At 65.3% G+C, this 20589-nt stretch carries 23 protein-coding genes, 5 tRNA genes and 1 riboswitch; of the genes, 20 read left to right on the forward strand and 8 right to left on the reverse strand.

Annotated features, from left to right (window positions below):
• The first annotated feature begins 118 nt into the window (after positions 1 to 118).
• The 3 genes from ROV93_RS02390 (at position 119) to ROV93_RS02400 (ending at position 1902) form a co-directional block, all read left to right on the forward strand.
• The gene (locus ROV93_RS02390) at positions 119 to 436 is read left to right on the forward strand and encodes a helix-turn-helix transcriptional regulator (protein ID WP_053501247.1); all 318 of its coding nucleotides are present in this window, start codon (positions 119 to 121) and stop codon (positions 434 to 436) included.
• Positions 429 to 1712, forward strand: a complete 1284-nt coding sequence (locus ROV93_RS02395) for a type II toxin-antitoxin system HipA family toxin (protein WP_072166735.1) — start codon at positions 429 to 431, stop codon at positions 1710 to 1712. Before ROV93_RS02390 ends, ROV93_RS02395 begins: the two co-directional genes overlap by 8 nt.
• 114 nt (positions 1713 to 1826) lie before the next feature.
• Positions 1827 to 1902: transfer RNA gene (locus tag ROV93_RS02400), tRNA-Gly, on the forward strand.
• Between the two features lie 42 nt (positions 1903 to 1944).
• Here ROV93_RS02400 and ROV93_RS02405 read toward each other — a convergent pair.
• Entirely contained in the window at positions 1945 to 2316 is a 372-nt protein-coding gene (locus tag ROV93_RS02405) for a hypothetical protein (RefSeq protein ID WP_072166733.1), read from the reverse strand.
• A 190-nt stretch (positions 2317 to 2506) separates the two neighbouring features.
• Between ROV93_RS02405 and ROV93_RS02410 the strand changes: the two genes are divergently transcribed.
• The 4 genes from ROV93_RS02410 to ROV93_RS02425 are packed head-to-tail and all read left to right on the forward strand — an operon-like array spanning position 2507 to position 6762.
• On the forward strand, positions 2507 to 3970 hold the full coding sequence (locus ROV93_RS02410; RefSeq protein ID WP_072166731.1) for an efflux transporter outer membrane subunit: 1464 nt from the start codon (positions 2507 to 2509) through the stop codon (positions 3968 to 3970).
• Positions 3967 to 5106 (forward strand): ABC transporter permease, encoded by a 1140-nt coding sequence (locus tag ROV93_RS02415; protein WP_072166729.1) that lies wholly within the window; start codon positions 3967 to 3969, stop codon positions 5104 to 5106. The genes ROV93_RS02410 and ROV93_RS02415 overlap by 4 nt, the downstream gene beginning before the upstream one ends.
• A 10-nt stretch (positions 5107 to 5116) precedes the next feature.
• Entirely contained in the window at positions 5117 to 5845 is a 729-nt protein-coding gene (locus ROV93_RS02420; protein WP_072166727.1) for an ABC transporter ATP-binding protein, read from the forward strand.
• Positions 5842 to 6762, forward strand: coding sequence for an HlyD family efflux transporter periplasmic adaptor subunit (locus tag ROV93_RS02425; RefSeq protein ID WP_072166725.1), 921 nt, complete (start codon positions 5842 to 5844; stop codon positions 6760 to 6762). The genes ROV93_RS02420 and ROV93_RS02425 overlap by 4 nt, the downstream gene beginning before the upstream one ends.
• A 4-nt stretch (positions 6763 to 6766) precedes the next feature.
• Here the strand turns inward: ROV93_RS02425 and ROV93_RS02430 are convergent, their stop codons facing one another.
• Positions 6767 to 7216: a hypothetical protein gene (locus ROV93_RS02430; RefSeq protein WP_072166723.1), complete on the reverse strand. Its 450-nt coding sequence runs from the start codon at positions 7214 to 7216 to the stop codon at positions 6767 to 6769.
• 131 nt (positions 7217 to 7347) lie between these two features.
• On the opposite strand from ROV93_RS02430, the gene ROV93_RS02435 reads away from it, so the two are divergent.
• The 5 genes from ROV93_RS02435 to ROV93_RS02455 all read left to right on the forward strand — a co-directional run bounded on the left by ROV93_RS02435 (position 7348) and on the right by ROV93_RS02455 (position 9304).
• Positions 7348 to 7423: transfer RNA gene (locus ROV93_RS02435), tRNA-Gly, on the forward strand.
• 142 nt (positions 7424 to 7565) lie between these two features.
• Positions 7566 to 7641, forward strand: a tRNA-Gly gene (locus tag ROV93_RS02440).
• 66 nt (positions 7642 to 7707) lie between these two features.
• Positions 7708 to 7781: transfer RNA gene (locus ROV93_RS02445), tRNA-Cys, on the forward strand.
• Positions 7782 to 7901: 120 nt separating this feature from the next.
• The gene (locus tag ROV93_RS02450; RefSeq protein ID WP_072166721.1) at positions 7902 to 8816 is read left to right on the forward strand and encodes an ADP-ribosylglycohydrolase family protein; all 915 of its coding nucleotides are present in this window, start codon (positions 7902 to 7904) and stop codon (positions 8814 to 8816) included.
• Positions 8817 to 9034: 218 nt separating this feature from the next.
• Positions 9035 to 9304, forward strand: a complete 270-nt coding sequence (locus tag ROV93_RS02455) for a hypothetical protein (protein ID WP_005415995.1) — start codon at positions 9035 to 9037, stop codon at positions 9302 to 9304.
• 22 nt (positions 9305 to 9326) lie between these two features.
• On the opposite strand, the gene ROV93_RS02460 is transcribed toward ROV93_RS02455, so the two are convergent.
• Positions 9327 to 10403, reverse strand: coding sequence for a hypothetical protein (locus tag ROV93_RS02460; RefSeq protein WP_072166719.1), 1077 nt, complete (start codon positions 10401 to 10403; stop codon positions 9327 to 9329).
• Between the two features lie 184 nt (positions 10404 to 10587).
• Between ROV93_RS02460 and ROV93_RS02465 the strand changes: the two genes are divergently transcribed.
• Complete coding sequence (locus tag ROV93_RS02465; protein WP_072166717.1) at positions 10588 to 11421, forward strand: AraC family transcriptional regulator; 834 nt, start codon at positions 10588 to 10590, stop codon at positions 11419 to 11421.
• 3 nt (positions 11422 to 11424) lie between these two features.
• Here ROV93_RS02465 and crcB read toward each other — a convergent pair whose 3' ends face one another.
• Together crcB and ROV93_RS02475 are read right to left on the reverse strand one after the other, a co-directional pair.
• On the reverse strand, positions 11425 to 11817 hold the full coding sequence (crcB, locus tag ROV93_RS02470; RefSeq protein ID WP_072166715.1) for a fluoride efflux transporter CrcB: 393 nt from the start codon (positions 11815 to 11817) through the stop codon (positions 11425 to 11427).
• Between the two features lie 81 nt (positions 11818 to 11898).
• Positions 11899 to 11962: riboswitch (Fluoride riboswitch) on the reverse strand.
• 22 nt (positions 11963 to 11984) lie between these two features.
• On the reverse strand, positions 11985 to 12386 hold the full coding sequence (locus ROV93_RS02475; protein WP_061478466.1) for a helix-turn-helix transcriptional regulator: 402 nt from the start codon (positions 12384 to 12386) through the stop codon (positions 11985 to 11987).
• Between the two features lie 111 nt (positions 12387 to 12497).
• Here ROV93_RS02475 and ROV93_RS02480 point away from each other — a divergent pair, with 111 nt between their 5' ends.
• On the forward strand, positions 12498 to 12701 hold the full coding sequence (locus tag ROV93_RS02480) for a hypothetical protein (RefSeq protein WP_061478465.1): 204 nt from the start codon (positions 12498 to 12500) through the stop codon (positions 12699 to 12701).
• Between the two features lie 358 nt (positions 12702 to 13059).
• A complete protein-coding gene (locus tag ROV93_RS02485) occupies positions 13060 to 13296 on the forward strand; it encodes a hypothetical protein (protein WP_005416001.1) in 237 nt (78 codons plus the stop codon).
• A 9-nt stretch (positions 13297 to 13305) separates the two neighbouring features.
• Here the strand turns inward: ROV93_RS02485 and ROV93_RS02490 are convergent, their stop codons facing one another.
• Positions 13306 to 14355, reverse strand: a complete 1050-nt coding sequence (locus tag ROV93_RS02490) for a 4Fe-4S dicluster domain-containing protein (protein WP_072166713.1) — start codon at positions 14353 to 14355, stop codon at positions 13306 to 13308.
• Entirely contained in the window at positions 14352 to 14639 is a 288-nt protein-coding gene (locus ROV93_RS02495; protein ID WP_072166711.1) for a hypothetical protein, read from the reverse strand. Before ROV93_RS02495 ends, ROV93_RS02490 begins: the two co-directional genes overlap by 4 nt.
• 178 nt (positions 14640 to 14817) lie before the next feature.
• Here ROV93_RS02495 and ROV93_RS02500 point away from each other — a divergent pair, with 178 nt between their 5' ends.
• A complete protein-coding gene (locus ROV93_RS02500) occupies positions 14818 to 15258 on the forward strand; it encodes a group III truncated hemoglobin (RefSeq protein WP_072166937.1) in 441 nt (146 codons plus the stop codon).
• 44 nt (positions 15259 to 15302) lie between these two features.
• A complete protein-coding gene (hemN, locus tag ROV93_RS02505) occupies positions 15303 to 16712 on the forward strand; it encodes an oxygen-independent coproporphyrinogen III oxidase (RefSeq protein WP_072166936.1) in 1410 nt (469 codons plus the stop codon).
• Positions 16713 to 16733: 21 nt separating this feature from the next.
• Here the strand turns inward: hemN and ROV93_RS02510 are convergent.
• Positions 16734 to 16820, reverse strand: a tRNA-Leu gene (locus ROV93_RS02510).
• A 131-nt stretch (positions 16821 to 16951) separates the two neighbouring features.
• Here ROV93_RS02510 and ROV93_RS02515 point away from each other — a divergent pair.
• From ROV93_RS02515 to ROV93_RS02525, 3 genes are all read left to right on the forward strand, one after another.
• On the forward strand, positions 16952 to 17386 hold the full coding sequence (locus tag ROV93_RS02515; RefSeq protein WP_072166709.1) for a BLUF domain-containing protein: 435 nt from the start codon (positions 16952 to 16954) through the stop codon (positions 17384 to 17386).
• A 143-nt stretch (positions 17387 to 17529) separates the two neighbouring features.
• Positions 17530 to 18816: a nucleotide sugar dehydrogenase gene (locus ROV93_RS02520; RefSeq protein WP_072166707.1), complete on the forward strand. Its 1287-nt coding sequence runs from the start codon at positions 17530 to 17532 to the stop codon at positions 18814 to 18816.
• A 55-nt stretch (positions 18817 to 18871) separates the two neighbouring features.
• Entirely contained in the window at positions 18872 to 20494 is a 1623-nt protein-coding gene (locus tag ROV93_RS02525) for an FMN-binding glutamate synthase family protein (protein ID WP_072166705.1), read from the forward strand.
• Positions 20495 to 20589: the final 95 nt, after the last annotated feature.

The raw sequence follows: 20589 nt of genomic DNA on the forward strand, positions 1-20589 counted from the left end.
TATATAACTGAATTCCCAAATAAAACACAGAATTCGGGAATTAAATCAATTGAATGGAATTGGGATTAATTCTATAATTTTGGGTGTTAAACGGCATAGAGAGGGGATGATACGCGCTATGTTGGATTTAAGCTTCAGCAAGCCCAGCGAGGTCGTCAAGCGACTCTGCGGGCGCTTGCGCACAGAGCGCATGGCGTTGGGCATGACACAGTCGGATCTGGCCGGGCGTGCCGGCATTGGTACCAACACCGTGTCCAACCTGGAGGCCGGGCGCAATGTTGGCTTCGAGGCGGTGGTCCGCGTGGCGATGGTCCTTGGTCGGATCAACGAGCTCGAAGGCCTGTTCCAGCCAAAGTTGGACAGCATCGAAGACATTCGGCGCTACGAAGAGGCTGCGAACCGCCTCCGGACGAAGAGGAAGCCCCGTAATGCCTGAACAGGTGAAGGTCTTCTACGAAGGGTGGGGAGAGCGATGGCACTGGGGAACGCTGATCTCCAGCATCGCCCTGACCGGTCGGCCGCTGATCGCGTTCGAGTACAGCAACGAGGCCCGGCGAAGGGGACTGGAACTGTCTTCGTACAAGCTGCCGCTGGCCGGCCCTCCGTTGCGGCGGGATTTTCCGGACCATCAGCTGCAACTGCCCGGGCCTGTGTATGACGCGTTGCCAGACGGCTGGGGCATGCTGCTGATGGACCGCATGTTCAGGCGCCGCGGAATCAACGCAGCACGCATTGGCCCGCTCCAGCGGCTGGCCTATATCGGTGGCAACGCGATGGGGGCCATGACGTTTGAGCCCGTGGCGCCCGAAGGTGAGGCGCCGAAGGTCCATATACCGCTCGAGCAGCTTTCCGCGGAAGTGCAGCAGGTGCTCCACGGAGAAGGTGGTGAATTCCTGCAGACCTTGCTGCTGGTGGGTGGTTCGCCCCAAGGTGCAAGGCCCAAGGCCCTGGTCTATCGCGATCCGCGATCGGGCGCGTTCACCACGGCCGTCACGCCCGGCTTCGAAGCCTGGTTGATCAAGTTCCCCGCCAGAGAAGAGCATGCCGAGGTGTGCGCCATCGAAATGGTCTACGCCGAGTGCCTGCGCAGGTGTGGCATCGAGACCCCGGACACGCAGTACTTCAGCCTGCCCAACGGGCTGGCCGCGTTTGCCAGCAAGCGCTTTGATCGCCACGATGGGTTGCGTGTGCCGATGCAGAGTCTTGCTGCATTCACGGGCGCCAGCTACCAGACGGCGGGGTCGTTGGACTATGTCAACTTCCTGCGCGCGACCCGGTTGTGCACCAATGACGTGCGGCAAATGGCCGTGGCCTTTGAACGTGCGGTCTTCAACGTTGCGTTCAACAACCGGGACGATCATCCGAAAAACTTTGCCTACATCATGTCGCCGGATGGGCAATGGCGTTTGGCTCCGGCCTACGACGTGACCTTCTGCGAAGGACCCAACGGATATCACCAGATGGACGTCATGGGGGAGGCACTGGAGATTTCCCGTGCTGACCTGCTTCGCCTTGCCGAAGAGGCAGAAGTGCAGCACGCGGACGCCAGTCTGGCGATTGGCAGCATTTGCGACGTGGCCAGCCAATTCACGGAAATCGCCAACAGCATGTACTCAAACGTTATTGCTCAAGACACCTTGATCATGATCCAGGGGCGCATCAACGAGAACGTAGCTCTGTTGCGGGAAGTCCGGCGTGGCCTGCGGCCCTGAGGGCCGGGTCCAAGGGCCTGAACGCCGCCCCACAATGCGGCCGAAAATTCCTGTTGACGCCGTGCAGCAATATCGACACAATAGCGCTCCTTCGACGCAGGTCGAACGAAATCTGCGGGAATAGCTCAGTTGGTAGAGCGCAACCTTGCCAAGGTTGAGGTCGCGAGTTCGAGTCTCGTTTCCCGCTCCAGATTCAAGAAGAACGCTCCCGAAAGGGAGCGTTTTTCGTTTGTCACACCGGTTGCACCACCACCGCGCCAGCGTGCCTTGCCGGGCAGGGCGCTGCACCAGGTCCGGGCATTCTGCCGGTCGAAACCGGGGGAGCTGTTGTCCTGCGGGATGTAGACGTAGGGAACGTCATCTCGTAGGTGAAGTGGTAGTAGTAGGTGCGGTCCTTCCCATACAACCAGTAGTTCGACGAACCGTCGTTGATCGCATACGGCTCGAAGGTGAGGATCGAGGATTCGGCGGGAATGAAGTTGCTGCGCTCCATCAGTAGCAGCAGGGCGTTCGAGACCAGTGGGGTGGTCAGGACGAGCACGATCACACCGACAGTCGCTGTCGTGATCGAGCCAATCAGCAGCCAACGGCGAGGGTGTTTCATGCTCGTGCAGCATCGAAGCAAGGAATTGCCGCAATGTGCAATACGCCGTGAAAGTGGTCCAGTGTTCCGTGCCGGGAACGCATTGAAAGCGTAGTGAAAGGCTGGGTCGGCGTTGCCTGAACCGCACGCGTGTTGTGACCGTTTTCGGACCAATTCTCCATGTTCGCTCCACAATCGCACGGTAGCCTTCTTGCTCCTTCTACACGTTGGCGGGCTGGTGGTCAGGCGTATCACTTCAGTGGCAGTGCCCAGGACAGGGCGTGAACTCTCCCTGCAGGCAGTGCTGCGCCCCGGCGCGTTGTTGGCAACCCTGGCCTTGGCGGGTTGCATGTCGGTGTCCGTCCCGGACCTGCCTGACCGCACACCCAGCACCTGGACCCAGGTGCCGCAGGGGCAGGGCGTGGCGGTGGACGCCAGGCAGTGGTGGAAAGTGCTGTCCGACCCGGCGCTGGACGGCCTGGTCGATCAAGCCATCGCCGGCAACCTTGATCTGCAGCAGGCCACGTTGCGCCTGCAGGCAGTGCGGATCGTCGCCGGCGCCTCGGATTCGCGCTTCCTGCCGGAAATCTCGGCCAGCGCCAAGCAGGTACAGGACGCCGCCGCGGTCGACACCTATTTCCATGCAGGCATCGAAGCGATCTGGGACCTGGGGCTGTTCGGCGCCGCCGAGAGCGCGCAGCTGAGCGCGCAGGCCTCGGCCGGCAATGCCGAGGCGTTGCGCAATGCCGCGCAGGTGGCGGTGATCGCCGACGTGGTGCGCAGTTATCTCGACCTGACCGTGGCCCAGGCCCAGCAGGACCTGCTGGCCCGACAACAGGCCGTGGACGACCGCGGCGAACAGCTGGCGCTGGTCCGTCAGCGGCTGCGCCTGGATGAGCCGGGCGAGCTGGAACGCCTGCGTGCACGCCAGGCCGCCACCCGTGCCGCCATCGCACAGGCTCGGGAAAACGCCGACAACGCGGCCCGCGCGCTGGCATTGCTGCTGGGCCGTGACGGCCCGGATCCGGCCTGGCGCGCGTATCGCACGCCGCCGACGCTGGGTGCGTTCACGCTGCAGCAGGTCCCTGCGGATCTGCTGCGCCACCGCCCGCAGATTTTGCTGGCCGAATCGGAGGTGATGCAGGCAGCGGCCAGCAAGGGTTCGGCGCGCGCAGCGATGTATCCACGGGTCAGCCTTGGCGGCTCCATCCTGTACGCGTACAACCTCACCCAGAACGCCCGTTCCAATTCCGACTCCAGCCCGTCGATCGGCCCGTACATCGATATTCCGCTGTGGGACTGGGGCCAGCGCCGCGCGCGGTTCCATGCCGACGAGAAGCAACTGGACGCCGCCTTGCTCGGCTACCGCAAGGCCGTGCTGGAAGGCGTTAGCGAAGTGGAAGGTGCACTGGGTAGCCTGGCGCGCCAGGACAGCAGCATCCAATCGCTGCGTGCGGCCAATGATGCCGCCAACCAGCAGGTCAAGCGGCAGGCGCGGCAGGTGCAGCTGGGCCTGTCCAGCGAGTTCGACGGGCTGGATACGCAGCGTGCCGCATTGGCCTCGCAGGCCGACCTGATCGGTGCGCAGGGCGCGCGCGTGCTGGCCTTTGCATCGCTGTACCGCGCCCTCGGCGGTGCCCCGCTGCCTGCCGAGGGTGAGGGCGAACCACAATGATCGCACTCGCGCGCAAGACCCTGGCCTATGAGTGGCGCCGGTTCCTGCCGGTGGTGCTGGCGATGTGTTTCGCCGGTGTGCTGTTGATCGTGCAGGCCGCACTGGTGCTGGGCATCTTCGGTACCGCCGCGATCTACGTGAAGGCGTCCTCGGCCGATATCTGGGCTGGTTTCCCCGGCACCCAGAGCGTCAATTACGGCCATGCAATCAGCGCGGATGTGGAAAGCCATCTGCGCATGGACCCGGATGTCACCCGCGTCGAGCCCTACGAGTGGGTCGATGGCGAATGGCGGTCCGGCGCGCAGGGCACCGGCAATGTGTCGGTGTACCTGTCCGGCATCTCCACCCGGGACGACGCGATGATGTTCGCGCGCATCCTCCCTGCGAACCTGCGCGCGCAGCTTCGCGAGCCGGGTGCGGTGATCGTCGACAGCGCCGATCTGGATACGCTGGGCGTGGACCTGCAGAACAACCGTGCCTGGATCAATGGCAAGGCGGTGCGCGTGGTCGCTGCACAACCGGGCCTGCGGGGCCTTGGTGGTGTCAACGTACTGGCCTCGCTGGACACCGCGCGCGCCATCGCCGGCACCGACCCACACGCGGGAAGCACCTATTTCGTGGCGGGCCTGCGCTCGCCGGACCTGGCCGACCGCGTGCGTGACCGCCTGGCCGCGTCGATGGGCCAGGCCACACCGGTCGAGTTCTGGACCGCGCCGGCGTTCGCCAGCCGTTCGCAGCAATACTGGCTGTTCGACACCGGCGCCGGCATCGCGGTGCTGTTCATGGCCGTCATCGTCTGCTTCGTCGGCGCGGTGATCACCAACCAGTCGTTCGCCTCGGTAGTGGCAGGTTCGGTGCGCGAGTACGCCACGCTCAATGCGCTCGGTGCAGGCCGCTATGCGCTGGCACGGGTGGTGTTCGAGCAGGCATTGCTGATCGGTGGCGTAGGCATGCTGCTGGCGGCGGCGTTCAGCACGGTGGTGCTGCTGATCGCGCAGACCCAGCGCGTACCGGTGCAGCTGACGCCGATGGTGATCCTCGGCTGCGTGGCGCTGGTGGCGGTGATGGCCATGCTCTCCAGCATCATGGCGGTGCGCAGCGTCGTCCGCTCCGATCCATCGTTGCTGCTGCGTTGAGGACCGGCCGATGACTTCCACACGCGCCATCGCCCCGACCCTGCAGGCCGAAGCATTGGAAAAAGGCTTCATGTCCGGTGATGTGCAGGTGCCGGTGCTGCGTGGCCTGTCGCTGGACATCTATCCCGGCGAGCTGACCCTGGTATCCGGCCCGTCCGGCTGCGGCAAGAGCACGCTGCTGTCGCTGCTGTCCGGCCTGGCCGCACCCGATGGCGGTCGCGTGCATGCGCTGGGCCAGGACGTGGGCCACATGACCCGCAGTGAAGTGGAGCGTTTCCGCCTGCACCATGTCGGCTTCGTGTTCCAGGGCTTCAACCTGTTCCCGGCACTGACTGCGTTGGAGCAGGTACAGCTGCCACTGGGCTACCGCGGCATGCGCAATCGCGAAAGCGAGCCGCTGGCCCGCCAGGCGCTGGAAGAAGTCGGCCTCAGCCATCGCAGCCACATGCGCCCGGCGCAGCTGTCCGGTGGCGAGAAGCAGCGCGTGGCGGTTGCCCGCGCGTTTGCCAAGTCGCCGACCCTGATCTTCGCAGACGAGCCCACCAGCGCGCTGGATGCCGAGAACGGCCAGCGCGTGATCGACATCCTGCATCGCTACGCACGTGCGCATGGCGCCACCGTGCTGTGCGTGAGCCACGATCCGCGCCTGATCCGGCATGCCGATCGGGTGATCGCCATGGAAGACGGCATGGTCCGTGACGACCGCCGCCAGAACGAAACCGTAGAGTCCGCCCCATGACCAAGACGTCGCACCTGCTCCCCCTCAGCCTGGCCCTGTCCGCGGCACTGCTGCTCGGCGCCTGTTCCAGGGAAGCGCCCACCGCCGCATCGGCCTCCTCAGGCAAGGCGGGTACTGCCGCCGACGGCAAGGTCGCCGTGGCGCGGGGCATCATTGACGTCGAAGGTGGCCTGATTGCACTGGCACCGCCGGTGGATGGCTCGATCACTGCAGCGCCGGTGAAGGAAGGCGCCACGGTGAAGAAGGGGCAGCTGCTGCTGTCGCTGGATGGCGCCCTGCTGCAGCAGGAAGTGGCAATGGCCACCGCCGATCTGGCCTTGGCCAATGACCGCCTGAAGGGCAGCCAGGCGCAGCTGCGCGAACTGGAGCGCAACGCCGCCCGACTGTCCACGGGCGCCAGCGAAGGTGTGTCCTCGAACCAGCAGGCCGATGCGGCCAAACAGCAGCTGGCCGGTGTGCGTGCCGATGTCGACGTGGCCGGTGCACAGGTCGACCTGGCGCAGCACAAGCTGGAGCACGCGAAGCTGAGACTGCAGCAGATGTCATTGAGCGCGCCGGAAGCCGGCACCGTGGTCGGCCAGGTGCCGGGCGTCGGTGCCTTCGTGCAGGCGGGCAAGCCGGTGATCTCGTTGTTGCCGGCGCGCCCGCTGCAGGTGCGCGCCGAACTCAGCGCCGCCTACGCCGATGCCGTGCAGGTGGGCATGAAGGCTACTGTCGTGCCGGATAGTGATGGTGCGGAGAACACGGGCACGCTGCCGCCTGCACGCGTGGTGCGCATCAGTCCGGTGTTCGCGCAGGCACGCCTGCCTGAAGATGCAGGGCGTGGCGTGGCCAAAGTGGTGGAGTGCGTGCTGGAGTTCGATGGGCAAGCCAAGGCGCGCTTCGGCCAGCACGTGCGGGTGGAGTTCCGGAAGTAGGTCTCTAGCGCTGCGGCGGGGGAGTCTGTGGTGACCCGCGCCGGCAGAGCGTCCGCCACGCGCTCACCGCCGACACCACGCACAGCGCCAGCAGCAATCCCACGTCCAGCAGCAGCAACCACAGCAGGTGCATGCCTTGTACCGGCGGCTGGTGCATCGCCGACAGCATCCACGGTACCGACCACACCAGCAGCAGGGCGAAGGCGATCAGCAGGCGCAGCCACAGTCGTTTCAGTCGCCACGGCCGCACGATCAACGCGGCCACCACCAGTTCAACCGTTCCCAGCAACGCGAACACGATGACGGTGCTGGTCGGGTAGGGCAGCTGGGCGCCTTCCAGGCGATGCAGCAGCCAGTAGTCTGGGGTGAAGCCAGCATTGACAAGTGCGGCGATCAGCGCCAACCAGGTCAGCGCGACCAGCAACCAGAACAGGCGGACGTAGCGTCTCGGCATCGGCGGTGTCCGTGCTTGGGCGGGGCAGCGTACCCCAACCCGGACGCTCGTGACCGCATGATGTGAAGACTGTTGACGGCGTGAAGGAATTTGGACACAATAGCGCTCCTTCGACGCAGGTCGAAGAATCTGCGGGAATAGCTCAGTTGGTAGAGCGCAACCTTGCCAAGGTTGAGGTCGCGAGTTCGAGTCTCGTTTCCCGCTCCAGATTCTACAGGGCCCCGGTAGGGGCCTTGTTTTTCTCCCGCCCCGGCAAGGCAGGGCACGTTGGGCCACAAGGCTTTACGCGCAGTCAGAAAAGTGAAATCGCTGGTGTGTTTTCCGGATTTCCGGTAGCATGTCGGCTTACGCGGGAATAGCTCAGTTGGTAGAGCGCAACCTTGCCAAGGTTGAGGTCGCGAGTTCGAGTCTCGTTTCCCGCTCCATGTTCCGACAGGCCCCATCTTGGGGTTTTGTCTTGTCAGGGCTGGGTTCCTGGCGCGCAGTACGTTGGCCTCATGGCAGAGTGGCTATGCACCGGATTGCAAATCCGTTTACAGCGGTTCGATTCCGCTTGAGGCCTCCAATTGAAAAGCCCTGACTCCGGTCAGGGCTTTTTTGTTGGCTGCGATCGCTTTCGCGCTCGCACGATCGTTGCGCGGCTGGCGGTCAGTCATGGCGGATGCGGTGGCGCTACACTCGCGTGATGAACCAGATTGATCACTTCCGCGGCGCCTTGCTCGGCCTCGCGTGCGGCGATGCCGTCGGTACCACGCTGGAGTTCAAGCCTCGTGGCAGCTTCACCCCGATCACCGACATGGTGGGTGGTGGGCCGTTCCAGCTGCAGCCGGGGCAATGGACCGACGATACCTCCATGGCGATGTGCCTGGCCGAGAGCCTGGTGCGTTGTGACACCTTCGATGTGCACGATCAGATGAACCGCTACGCCAACTGGTACCGGCATGGGTACTGGAGTGCGACCGGCGAGTGCTTCGATATCGGTATGGCAACGCGGGCTGCCATCGACCGGTTCCTGCAGGATGGCCATCCGCTGGCGGGGAGTGACGACCCACGCAGCGCTGGCAATGGCTCGATCATGCGTTTGGCGCCGGTAGCATTGCGCTACGCCGGGACTCCCGACCTGCAGGCCATGGCCGCGTTGAGTTCGCGAACCACGCACGGTGCGCAGGAGTGCCTGGAGGCGTGCCGCCTGCTGGCGGTCGCGCTGGAGCGGGCGTTGGCAGGTGGCACCCGTGACGCGGTGCTGGATCTCAGCAATGTCCCCGTCGAGAGCGCGCGGCTGCAGCAGATCGCGGCGGGCGGCTACCGCGGTGCCACGCGTGAGCAGATCCGTGGCAATGGCTATGTTGCCGACAGTCTGGAAGCTGCACTCTGGTGCTTTGATCGCCACGACACCTTTGAAGCCGTCGTACTCGAGGCGGCCAATCTTGGCGAGGACGCCGACACCACGGCCGCCATTGCGGGGCAGCTGGCGGGCGCATTCCATGGTGCGCGCGGAATCCCCGGGCGGTGGTTGCAGCGGCTGGCCCTGCGTGCCGAAATCCAGGCGCTGGCCGATGCGCTGCACGCCTTGAATCAGGGCAGCGACTGCGCTGCGTGAGTCGGGTTCCCTGCCTGTGAACTGCGCCGGCAGGGCGCTCCTTGCGGCCGCCATTTCCGACGCCGCGCTGCTTCACCTGCAGCCGTTCGCCGCGCCCCGGTCGCCAGTCTCAGCCGGCCACGACATGGAAAGGCGCTATGGTCGAGTTCCACGTCTCAGGGAGCCGCAATGGCGAGCAAGGACATCACGCGTCGTTCCAGCCACGGAGCGAAACGGAAATGAGCAAAGTCACGGCAGATGTGCGCTGGTTGACCTTCCGCTTGAAGAACGGGCAATCCATTGGCCCGGATCGGCTGAAGGACGGATGGGTCATCGCCTCGGAAACCGCCCGCTGCGGGGTGCGCCGCGAGCATATCGAAGGGTCGGGCCTGGTGTATGCCCTGTACGCGCCGGCCAACCTGGCCTCACCACGGCGCGCGGAAATGCGCATGCGCGAATTCCTGATGAGCTCGGGCTACACCTTCACGATGGGCACGCTGGGCGGCTGACCTGCGCGTGGGCCGCGATTGCTCAACGCTGCGCGGCCTTCAACGCCTCGATGATCTGCGCGCCGGAGAAGCCACAATGGCCTTCGCCAACGGGCGGCAGCACCTGTGGCAGCGGACGGGCGCCGGCCCGTGCGGCCGTCTGCGGATACACCGTCTGCATGCGCGGCACGATCGTCGGGTCGTTGTTGTTGAACTGGATCACCAGTGGTCGCCTCAACGCACCGCTCAATGCCAGCTCCCTGCGGACAGCGGCCTGCGCGGCAGGCACGGCATCGATACGTTGCACGCCGGCATTGAACGCCATGTCGTCACCGAAGCCGCTGTAAGCCACACCTCTGTTGCCCACCGGCATGCCGCCACTGCGCGTGGCCAGTTCGTGCAGGACCAGTGCATGCAGGCTGATCGTGCCGGCCAGTGCATCAGCGGACACCTGCAGCCGCTGTGCCAGCAACGCGGCATGCGAGGGGCTGCGTTGCAGCGCATTGGAGATGCCCTGGTACAGTTCGCCCTGTGGCAGCGCAGCCGCGTCGCGTGAGACCAGTCCCGCAGCCGGCAGGCCTTCGGCCTTGGCAAAGAAGTAATCGAAAGCGACCAGCGTGGTCAGCAGATCACTCGCGATCTGTTCGCCACTGAGATTGGCGCCGCATAGCGACACGCCACCAGCGTAGTGTTGCGGGAACCGTTCGAGGCTGGCGAGGGTCACGGCGCCGCCCATCGAAAATCCCAGCATCCAGATATGGCGCACGTGCTTGAGTTCAGCCACTGCATGTCGGCGCAGGCGTTCCATGTCGGTGATCGCATCGGCCACCGCCCAGCCCTGACTGGCATAGGCGCTCTGCGCGACGGCGTAGCCTGCAGCCAGCAATGGCGCGGTGCCGTCATTGGCAGCCATCGGCGTAGCACGTGGCATGCCTACCGGCTCGTAGCCGTGCGCCAGCATCACCAGGTCACCGTTCCAGTCGGCCGGCACGTCCAGGCGCCACGGCGCGCCCTGCAGCTCGCCGCTCAGCGTGCGTGCCGCCGTTGGCGCTGACGCCAGCAAGGTCGTCGAAGGCAGCAGCAGGCCGAGGGCGAGGGCGCATCGAAGCAGGGCGGGCATCGGGGTCATTCCATGCGGGAATGACCCCGAGCATAGATGCCAGCGAAATGTTGCGCGCGCTGCACTGCCGCAGGAAGGGCGGGCTGGGGGGCGCCCGCTCCCAGAGTTGATCACGTCCGCTAAGGGGGTGATTCCGATACGATGTGTCGCCTTGATCTCTTTCTACTTTACCCAGGGTCCCGTCATGGTCGACCGTCTTGCCATTCTGCTTGAACGCTTTGCGGTTACCGCCTCGGTGTTCCATGCTGGCGCGTTGTGCGGCATCAACACGCTGGCGGGCGAGGATGACGCCGGGCAGCTGCATCTGGTGCGACGTGGCCCGCTGCAGGTCAGCCATGGCCAGCAGATCGTCCAGGTCGAGGTGCCGAGCCTGCTGCTGTACCCACGGCCGATGCCGCATCGATTCAGCACCGATCCGCAGCATGGCGCCGACATGGCCTGCGCCAATCTGCATTTCGAGGGCGGGCGGCTCAACCCGATCAGCGCGGCGTTGCCCGATTTCATCTGCCTGCCGCTGGCCGATCTGTACAGCGGCAACGCAGCGCTGGAGCTGCTGTTCGAAGAAGCCTTCGAGCAGCGCTGCGGGCGTGCGGCGATGGTCAACCGGCTGTTCGAGGTGGTGATGATCCAGGTGCTGCGGCAGCTGATGGAAGGGGGCGAGATGCGTGGTGGCCTGTTTGCCGGGCTGGGGCATCCGCGGCTGCGGCTGGCGCTGGTGGCGATGCATGAGGCGCCCGCACAGTCCTGGACCCTGGAAGACCTGGCCGAGGTCGCCGGCATGTCACGCAGCGTCTTTGCTGCCAGTTTCCGTGAGGCGATGGGCACTACCCCGGGCCAGTACCTGCAGGGCTGGCGGGTGGGCCTGGCGCAGCAGGCGCTGCGCCAGGGGCGCCCATTGAAGCGGATCGCTGACGACGTCGGCTATGGCAGCGAAGCCGCACTGTCGCGTGCATTCAAGGCACATACCGGACAGTCGCCGCGGGAGTGGCGCGGACAGGCCCGCGCCGGCGCGGGCTGAGCCTCAGCCCAGCACCAGCCGGGCCAGTTTCATGCCACCGAACAGGCCAACCAGGCCCAGCGCCACCGAACCGCCGGCGTACAACGCTGCCAGGCCATGCTGGCCGCGCTGCAGCAGCAGACCGATTTCCAGCGCGTAGGTGGAAAATGTGGTGTAGCCGCCGAGGACGCCGGTGGCCAGCAGAAGGCGCAACTGCGGCGAGGCGCCATTGCGCAGGGCGAAGGCTTCGACCAGCGCGCCCATCAGCAGTGCACCGCTGATGTTGATCAGGAAGGTCGACCACGGCCACGGGCTGCCGACCGCTACCCGCGTACCGATCAGGTTGCAGGCATGGCGAAGGCAGGCGCCGAGCCCGCCGCCGATGAAGACCAGCAGATAATTGTTCAATGCGTGCATCACGTGCCTCGGTTGGGGGTTCGCTGATTCGATGGCGAACGCCGACGGCAGGCACGGCCCGCCATCGACGAAGACCGGTTCGTCCTGGCAGGAGCCATCAGCCCTTTCGGGCGGTTATCGGGGGAGCCCCATCCCCATCCGCGACCATGCTACCAGTGGTAGTGCATTCACGTCATCGAGGTCGTCAGCACCCGGATGACCTTGCTGCGGCTGAAGCCGTCCATCAGCAGTTCGAAGGCCAGCAGGTCCAGGGCCGCGTGGCGGCGATGGTCGATCTGCAATCCCTTCTCCTCCACCAGATGGCTGACCAGTTCGTAGGCGTCCTGCCAGACATCCAGGTGGGCCTGGCTGGGGATATAGGTATTGCCCCGCTCACCGACGCCAAGCCCGCTCACGCCGTACAGCAGTTCACGCGCGTCCAGTTTGGCCGCATCGGCGATGCGGAACAGCTGTTCGGCCTTCACATGGGCGGGGCTGACATGGTCGTTGAGCCAGTTGCTGATGGTTGCCGTCGTCGAATCGGCGGCGCGGGCCAGATCGGCCGGGCGAGGGTGCCCGGCTTTCTTCATGGCAATGGCGAGTCGTTGGCCGAGAGTATTCATCTATGCAAGCCAGCTTAACGCGTGGATCGCAAAGTTCCCTTGTTCCAAGAATAAGTCTGGTTAACAGAAGGACCGACCGTGACCGAATTCTGGAGCAAGGGGCAGGTACGCGCCCGGCTGGGTTTCCGGACCGATGCCGAACTGGCGCGCTTTTTTGGCATAAGCCGATCTGCCGTGTCGCAATGGCCCAAGAACTTCCCGATTCCTGCGCTACGCCAATACATCCTGCATCAGCGCTATCCCAACCTGTTCCCCGCGACTGAGGCTACGCAGGGCGAGTAAGCCCCAACTACGCCGCCTTTTGTCGCATATAGCACTCTAAACAGTATTTGCTAAGTATGCTTAGCAACATTGGAAACTTCGATGGAACGGGGCTGGCCCATCGATGGCGCCTACCAAAGCGGGGCCGGGAAATCGGGGCAGCGTGTCGGGTCCGACCCATCCGGGCACCCCGTCTCCCCGTATGTGGTTTCGTGAACGATTAATAATTTCGATCACGAAAGTCGCGGTATGTAATTGACCTGTCGTGAAATCTGTGACTAATTGGGATCAATCGGACGTGAAGCCCGGGAGTCTTTCAGTAGCTCGCAAGTGAGTCGGTAGACCGTCAACGATGCAGAACAAGTCCAACGGAGGTCGTATGGAATACGGCATGCATGGCTTGGCTGAACGGGTACGCCGCGAACTGGAAGCCAGTTATCACAAACACGGATGCGGTCCGGCGTTCTGGGATACCTACCAGCAGGTGCTGGACCGCCTGGTCCCGCAGGGGACCGAGCGTACCGAAGTCACCAATGAAATGGCGCTGATCATCGAGCAGCTGGGCATCGTCCGACGTGCGCAGCTGGTGCCGCCGCACGCCAACGGGCCGCGTTGATCCGTTGATTCAAAGCAGGCGCCAGGCGCCGCAGGCCAACAGCGCCAGCAGCATCGACAGCAGTGCCAGGGTCCGCGGTCGCCACCATTGCCGCGGTTGCCCGGCCATGGCCTGCGGACTGCAGTAGCGCACCAGCCCCGGGCCGAAACCGGCCTGGTGCTGCTGCTGCGAGCAGGCCTCCAGGCAGGCGCCGCAGGCCAGGCAATCGGCCTGAGGTCCCTGGCGGATATCCAGTTGCATCGGGCAGGCGCTGACACAGGCAGCGCAATCGGTGCAGTCGCCCAGGCGGTCGGCGCTGAAGGTGGGCATCGGTCCGGCCAGCAGCGGGTGTGCAGCGCGGAACACGTAGTCCTGCGCGGTGGTCGGGTCGAGCAGGCCACGGCCGCGTCCGAGCACGCCCCCCAGCCCCGACGGACGCATGCCGCGCGGTTCGCCGCGGCGCGCGTCGTACAACATGCGCGGTGTATGCGGATCGGTCAGCAGCGGCTGCAGGCGCGCGAACGGGCACAGCGAACGGCACACCTGCTCGCGCAGGAAGCCGGCATTGCCCCAGGTGGCGGCGGCATAGAACAGCACCCAGAACGTTTCCCAGCCGCTCCAGCCGGCATGCGGCGCGGCGGCCACCAGTTCTTCGATCGGGCTGAACAGACCGACGAACGTGATGCCGGTCCACAGCGACAGCAGCCCCCATGCCAGCTGGGTGGCAGGGCCCACGACGGGCGCTGGCAAAGCCCGGGCCATGGCGCGCGCAATCCAGTCGAAGGCGCGGCGCCATAGCGTCTGCGGGCAGGCGTGGCCGCACCAGATGCGGCCGGCGAGGTGGGTGAGCAGCGCGAGGCCCACCGCCAGCACCGCCAGCAACCCGATCAGCACGCCGACATCGCTGGGCCACAATGTCCAGCCAAACAGGTCAAAGCGCCGTGCGTTGATGTCCAGCAGCAGGGCCTGCCGCCCATTCCAGCGCAGCCACGGCAGGGCATAGAACAACGCCAGCAAGAGCATGCTGAGCGCGGCGCGCCAATGCCAGCGGCGTGGGATTCCGGTGCAGGGCGTACTCATCCCAGCGGCAGCTCGTCGTCGTCGTCGCTTGGCATCGGTCGCTGCAGGTACCAGGTGACCGCGCTGGACAGTGTGGTCACCGACCAGAACATGAAGAATCCTGCCGTATAGCCCAGTTCGCGGCTGATCGCCGTACCCGGAAAGCTGATCGCCTGCAGACGCAGCGGGTCGACAAAGGCGAAGAACACCACGCTGGCCAGGCCTGCAGCGATGAAGCTGGGCCAGAGGATGGCGCCCCAGTGCTGGATCAGCTGCTGGCGGCGGCTGGGAGAGGGTCTGTTCATGCTGTCCCGGATCGGAATGAGGGCGGCGCGTATACTCCGCCGAGGCTGGCGCAGCATCCGCAGGGCATGCTTCCTGCACGCGTGCCAGCCTAGGTGCAGCGGACTGCGCCGACATTGATCTGGATCAACGGCGGTGCCGGCCAGCTACGGCACACTGCCGGCAAGCTTTGGGTACCCGATGAACGCAATATCGCCACCTGTGCTGCCCGTCGCCTCGCCCGGGCTGTGCACCGAGCAGGAAGTGACCCGCCTGGTCCACGATTTCTATGCGCGCGTGCGCGAGGAAGAGCGGTTGGGGCCTGTGTTCGAGGCACACGTCCGCGACTGGCCGGAACACCTGGCGCAGCTGGTCGATTTCTGGTCGGCAATGCTGCGCGGTACGCGCCGCTTCAAGGGCTCGCCGATGTCCAAGCACATGGCCATCGAGCTGGACAAGGACCTGTTCGACCGCTGGCTGGTGCTGTTCCGGATCACCACCGCCGAGTGCGGCAACCCGCCCATGCAGGCGCTGGCCGACGACGTCGCCGCGCGCATCGGTGACACCTTCTGGAAGCGCTACCAGATGCTGCGCTGGCCGCAGGTCGGCCTGCCGGTGCTGGGAATCCCCGCCCGCGATTGATCTGGGTCAAGGCGGTCGGGTACGCCCGGCGCGATGCTGGCGGCATGGACACGTTCTCTCCCGCCGCCGGCGGTCTTGCCTGGACCTTCGACCCCGACCTGCTGCGCCGGCATGACCGGCCCGGGCCGCGCTACACCTCGTATCCGACCGCGCCTCATTTCCACGATGGCTTCGATGCGCCGGCACTGCGCCGGGCAATCGCCGACAGCAACCAGCTGGCCCGCGCGCTGTCGCTGTACGTGCATGTGCCGTTCTGCTCCAGCCCCTGCTTCTACTGCGGCTGCAACCGGGTGATCACCCGCGACCGCGGCCGTGGCCACAGCTACGTCGCGCGCGTGCTGGCCGAGGCCGACCTGCTGGCGCCGCAGTTCGAGGACGGCCGTGAGGTCATCCAGCTGCACCTGGGCGGGGGCACGCCGAACTTCCTCGAGGCCGAGGCGATGACCACGCTGGTGGAAGGACTGCGCCGGCGCTTTGATTTCAGCGATTCGCCGCAGCGCGATTTCTCGATCGAACTCGATCCGCGCTTCATCGATACCCGCGATGTCGCCATGCTGGCGCGGCTGGGCTTCAACCGCGCCAGCCTGGGCGTGCAGGATTTCGACCCACAGGTACAGGAAGCGATCAACCGCGTGCAGGGCGTGCAGCAGACGCTGGACATCCTGCAGGCCTGCCGCGACAGCGGCATGCGTTCGGTCAACGTCGACCTGATCTATGGGCTGCCGGGACAGAGCCTGGAAGGGTTTGGCCGCACCCTGGAACGGGTGCTGGCATTGCGCCCGGATCGCCTGGCGGTGTACGGCTACGCACACCTGCCGCATCTTTTCCGCGCACAGAAGCAGATCGACGAACGCCGCTTGCCTTCGCCGGAAGACAAGCTGGCGCTGCTGGGCCTGGCGGTGGAGAAACTCTCTGCGGCCGGCTACCAGTACATCGGCATGGATCACTTCGCATTGCCGGAAGAAGATCTGTCACGTGCGCAGCGCGCCGGGCAGTTGCATCGCAATTTCATGGGCTATACCACCCACGCCGACACCGATCTGCTCGGCCTGGGCGTGAGTGCGATCAGCCACATCGGTGCCACCTACAGCCAGAATCCGCGCGACCTGCCGTCGTGGGAGGATGCCGTGGACCAGGGTCAGTTGCCGGTGTGGCGCGGCGTGGCGCTCAGCGCCGACGACCAGCTGCGCGCAGAACTCATCCAGCAGCTGATGTGCCAGGGCGAGGTGGACGGTGCGGTGCTGGGCCAGCGCCATGGCGTGGATTTCGAGCAGTACTTCGCCGAAGACCTGCGTTCGGTGCAGCGGCTGCAGGAAGACGGCCTCGCCGAGTACCGTGACGGCGTAGTGCGCGCCAGCGAGCCTGGACGGCCGTTGCTGCGGCTGCTGGCGATGTGCTTCGACCCGTACCTGCGTGCCGCCTGCGAGCAGCCGCGCTACTCGCGTGCGATCTGACGTTCGTCGTGAAAAGTGCGATGGTGCCCGGAGCCGGAATCGAACCGGCATGGGGTTGCCCCCGGCGGATTTTAAGTCCGATGCGTCTACCAGTTTCGCCATCCGGGCCTGCAGCGCGGCGCCGATTGTAGCCCAGCTGCAGAATCCCGACCGGATTGCAGTGGAGCGGCGGTGTGCTTAACTGTCGCTCCCATTCATGTCATAGTCCAAAGCCTCGTTCCCAGGGGGGGAGCCACCCGATGTCGCTGCACGCGATTGCCTATGCCAGCGAGGCCCGCGCCGACCTGCAGACAACCGATCTTGACCGCCTGCTGGCCGATGCCACGGCATTCAACCGAGTAGCCGGTGTCACGGGTGTGCTGATGTTCGATGGCAGCCGTTTCCTGCAGTACCTGGAAGGCCCGGAGGATGGCATCGATTCGGTGTACCAGCGCATCGCCAATGCGCGCAGCCATGGACAACTGAAGGTGCTGTGCCGCGCGCCGGTGGCGCAGCGGGCATTCCCGCGCTGGTCGATGGGGACCCGGCGCATTGATACAGAACTGCTGGTACAGATCGTCGACGCCTCATGGGCGGGCTTCGTGCTTGGCGGCGGTGGCTTCGAGCGCCTGCTGCAGGCCTGGACCGGCGCCGATGGCGAACTGGAGCCGGCCGCGGTCGCACTGGGTTCCTGACCCCACCTTGGCGGCCGGGCACCCGGGCCGTTAGGCTGTAGCCTTTCTGGCATGGATCTTCCCGGAGTGGCAAAGCGAATGAGTAGGTCGGCCATGCCCATGGCAGTACGCATGCGATTTCAGCCGTTGCATGGGATGCGGCGTTGAGCGCGCCGCTTGCGGCAGCAGCGTCGCCGCGCTTCGCGGTGATCGGGCTGGGCTACGTGGGCCTGCCACTGGCGGTGGCCTTCGGCCGGCACTGGCCGACGCTCGGCTTCGACATCGATGCTGATCGCATCGCCGAGCTCCGCGACGGCCAGGACCATACGCTGGAAATGGAGGCCGATGAGCTGGCCAGTGCGCAGCAGTTGCAGTACGGCAGCGATCCGGCTTTGCTCGATGCCTGCAATGTCTACATCGTTACCGTGCCGACCCCGATCGATGCCTATGAGCAGCCCGATCTGGAGCCGCTGCGTTCGGCGACGCGGCTGATCGCCAGCCACCTGCGTGCGGGTGACCTGGTGATCTACGAATCCACGGTGTACCCCGGCACCACCGAAGAGGTCTGCGTGCCGCTGCTGGAGCAGCTTTCCGGGCTGCGCTTCAACGAAGACTTCTACTGTGGTTACAGCCCGGAGCGGGTCAGCCCCGGCGACCGCCAGCGGCGCCTGGCCGATATCCGCAAGATCACCTCGGGGTCGACACCGGAAGTGGCTGCGGTGATTGATGGCCTGTACCAGCGCATCATCGCCGCCGGTACCTTCCCGGCGCCGTCGATGCGTGTGGCCGAAGCGGCCAAGGTGGTGGAGAACATCCAGCGTGACGTCAACATCGCGCTGGTCAATGAGCTGGCGCTGATCTTCGACCGGCTCGGCATCGACACCCAGGATGTGCTCGACGCCGCCGGCAGCAAGTGGAACTTCCTGCCATTCCGGCCGGGCCTGGTTGGCGGCCACTGCATCGGCGTGGACCCGTACTACCTGCTGCACAAGTCCGAGAGCGTGGGTTACCACCCGGACCTGATCCACACCGCGCGGCAGGTCAACAACCGCGTCGGTGAGCACGTGGCGTCGCGTGTGCTGGCAATGCTGGCCGAACGTGGCCGCGCACCTGCGCAGTCGCGTATCCTGGTGCTGGGCGTGACCTTCAAGGAGGATTGCCCGGACCTGCGCAACAGCCGCGCGCTGGAACTGGCGCAGCGCCTGCGTGATGCCGGCGCACAGGTGGAGGTCAGCGACCCGTGGGTCGGCCCGGCGGCATTGGCTGACGCGGGCGTGCACTGGCTGGCCGAGCCGGTGGCGGGGAGTTACGACGCCGTAGTTCTGGCAGTGGCCCATGCCCGATTCAAAGCCATGGATGACGCCGCAATCCAGGCGCTGCTGGCGCCCGGCGGCATCGTCTACGACGTGAAATCGGCCTGGCCGCGCAACGTGGTTGACGGTCGCCTGTAAACGCCGGTGATGGCCGGCGCGGTAGACTCGCAGGCAGTTGCAACCAAGGAACGCCATGCACCGGTATATCGTCTACCTGCTCGCCATCCTGATGTTTCCCATCTGCCTGTGGTTGGCCACGATCTGGCCGGCCTGGTACTGGGGCGTCGGCCTGACTGCCGCGATGGTGGCGCTGGGGACCTGGGATCTGCTGCAGAAGCGCAGCACGCTGCGCCGCAACTATCCGGTGATGGCGCATTTCCGCTATGGCCTGGAATCAATCGGCCCGGAAATCCGCCAGTACTTCGTGCAGAGCGACCTGGAGGACGTGCCGTTCTCGCGCCAGCAGCGTGCGCTGATCTACCAGCGCGCAAAGAACGAAATGGACACGGTGCCGTTCGGTACCCTGCGCAGTACCTATGCGGTGGATTACGAGTGGATCAACCATTCGCTGGCTCCCACCTCCATCGCCAAGCATGATTTCCGCGTGCTGATTGGGCCGAACTGCGCCAAGCCTTATTCGGCCAGCGTGTTCAACATCTCGGCGATGAGCTTCGGTTCGCTCTCGGCCAACGCGATCCGCGCACTGAACGAAGGTGCGCGGCGCGGTGGCTTCTACCACGACACCGGCGAAGGTTCGATTTCGCCCTACCACCGCGAGATGGGCGGCGATCTGGTCTGGGAAATCGGCTCGGGCTACTTCGGCTGCCGTGACGGGAAGGGTGGTTTCAGCGAAGAGCGCTTCGTCGCCAACGCTACCCACGACCAGGTCAAGATGATCGAGATCAAGCTGTCGCAGGGTGCCAAGCCGGGCCACGGCGGCGTGCTGCCGGCACCAAAGGTGACCGCCGAAATATCGGTGACCCGTGGTGTTCCGATGGGCGTGGACTGCGTATCGCCGTCGCGTCACTCGGCATTCTCGACGCCGGTCGAACTGTTGCAGTTCGTGGCCCGGCTGCGCGAGCTGTCCGGTGGCAAGCCGGTCGGTTTCAAGCTGGCCATCGGACACCCCTGGGAATGGTTCGGCATCGCCAAGGCGATGCAGGAAACCGGGCTGCTGCCGGACTTCATCGTGGTCGATGGTGCCGAGGGAGGCACCGGCGCGGCACCGGCTGAATTCGTCGACCATGTCGGCGTACCGATGCATGAAGCACTGCTGCTGGTGCACAACACCCTGGTCGGCCTGGACCTGCGCGAGCGCATCCGCATCGGCGCCGCTGGCAAGATCACCAGTGCGTTCGACATCGCGCGCACCATCGCGCTGGGTGCCGACTGGTGCAATGCCGGCCGAGGCTTCATGTTCGCGCTGGGCTGCATCCAGTCGTTGAGCTGCCACACCGACAAATGCCCGACCGGCATCGCGACCCAGGACCCTGCGCGCTGGAAGCATCTGGATGCACCGGACAAGGCCACCCGTGTGTACAGCTATCACGAGCACACACTGCATGCCTTGAAGGAACTGTTGTGCGCGGCTGGCCTGAACGATCCGGCCGAGCTGGGGCCGGAGCACATCCTGCGTCGCGTGTCGCCGGTGGAAATCCGTTCGCTGGCGTCGCTTTACCGCTACCTGGAACCGGGCGAGCTGCTGCACAAGGTGCCCGACCATGCGGTATTCCATGCCTTCTGGGCCGATGCGCGCAGCGACTCGTTCCAGCCGCCGCCGAAGATCCAGGCTCTGCGCGCCAGCAAGTCGCGGTAGCGTGATGTTGTAGAGCCGAGCCCATGCTCGGCTGCTGTTCTCATCGCGAGGTCGGAACGAAGAACAGCCGAGCATGGGCTCGGCTCTACGAGGAG

The organism is Stenotrophomonas maltophilia group sp. msm4 (assembly GCF_032025605.1).
Taxonomy (GTDB): Bacteria; Pseudomonadota; Gammaproteobacteria; order Xanthomonadales; family Xanthomonadaceae; genus Stenotrophomonas; species Stenotrophomonas sepilia.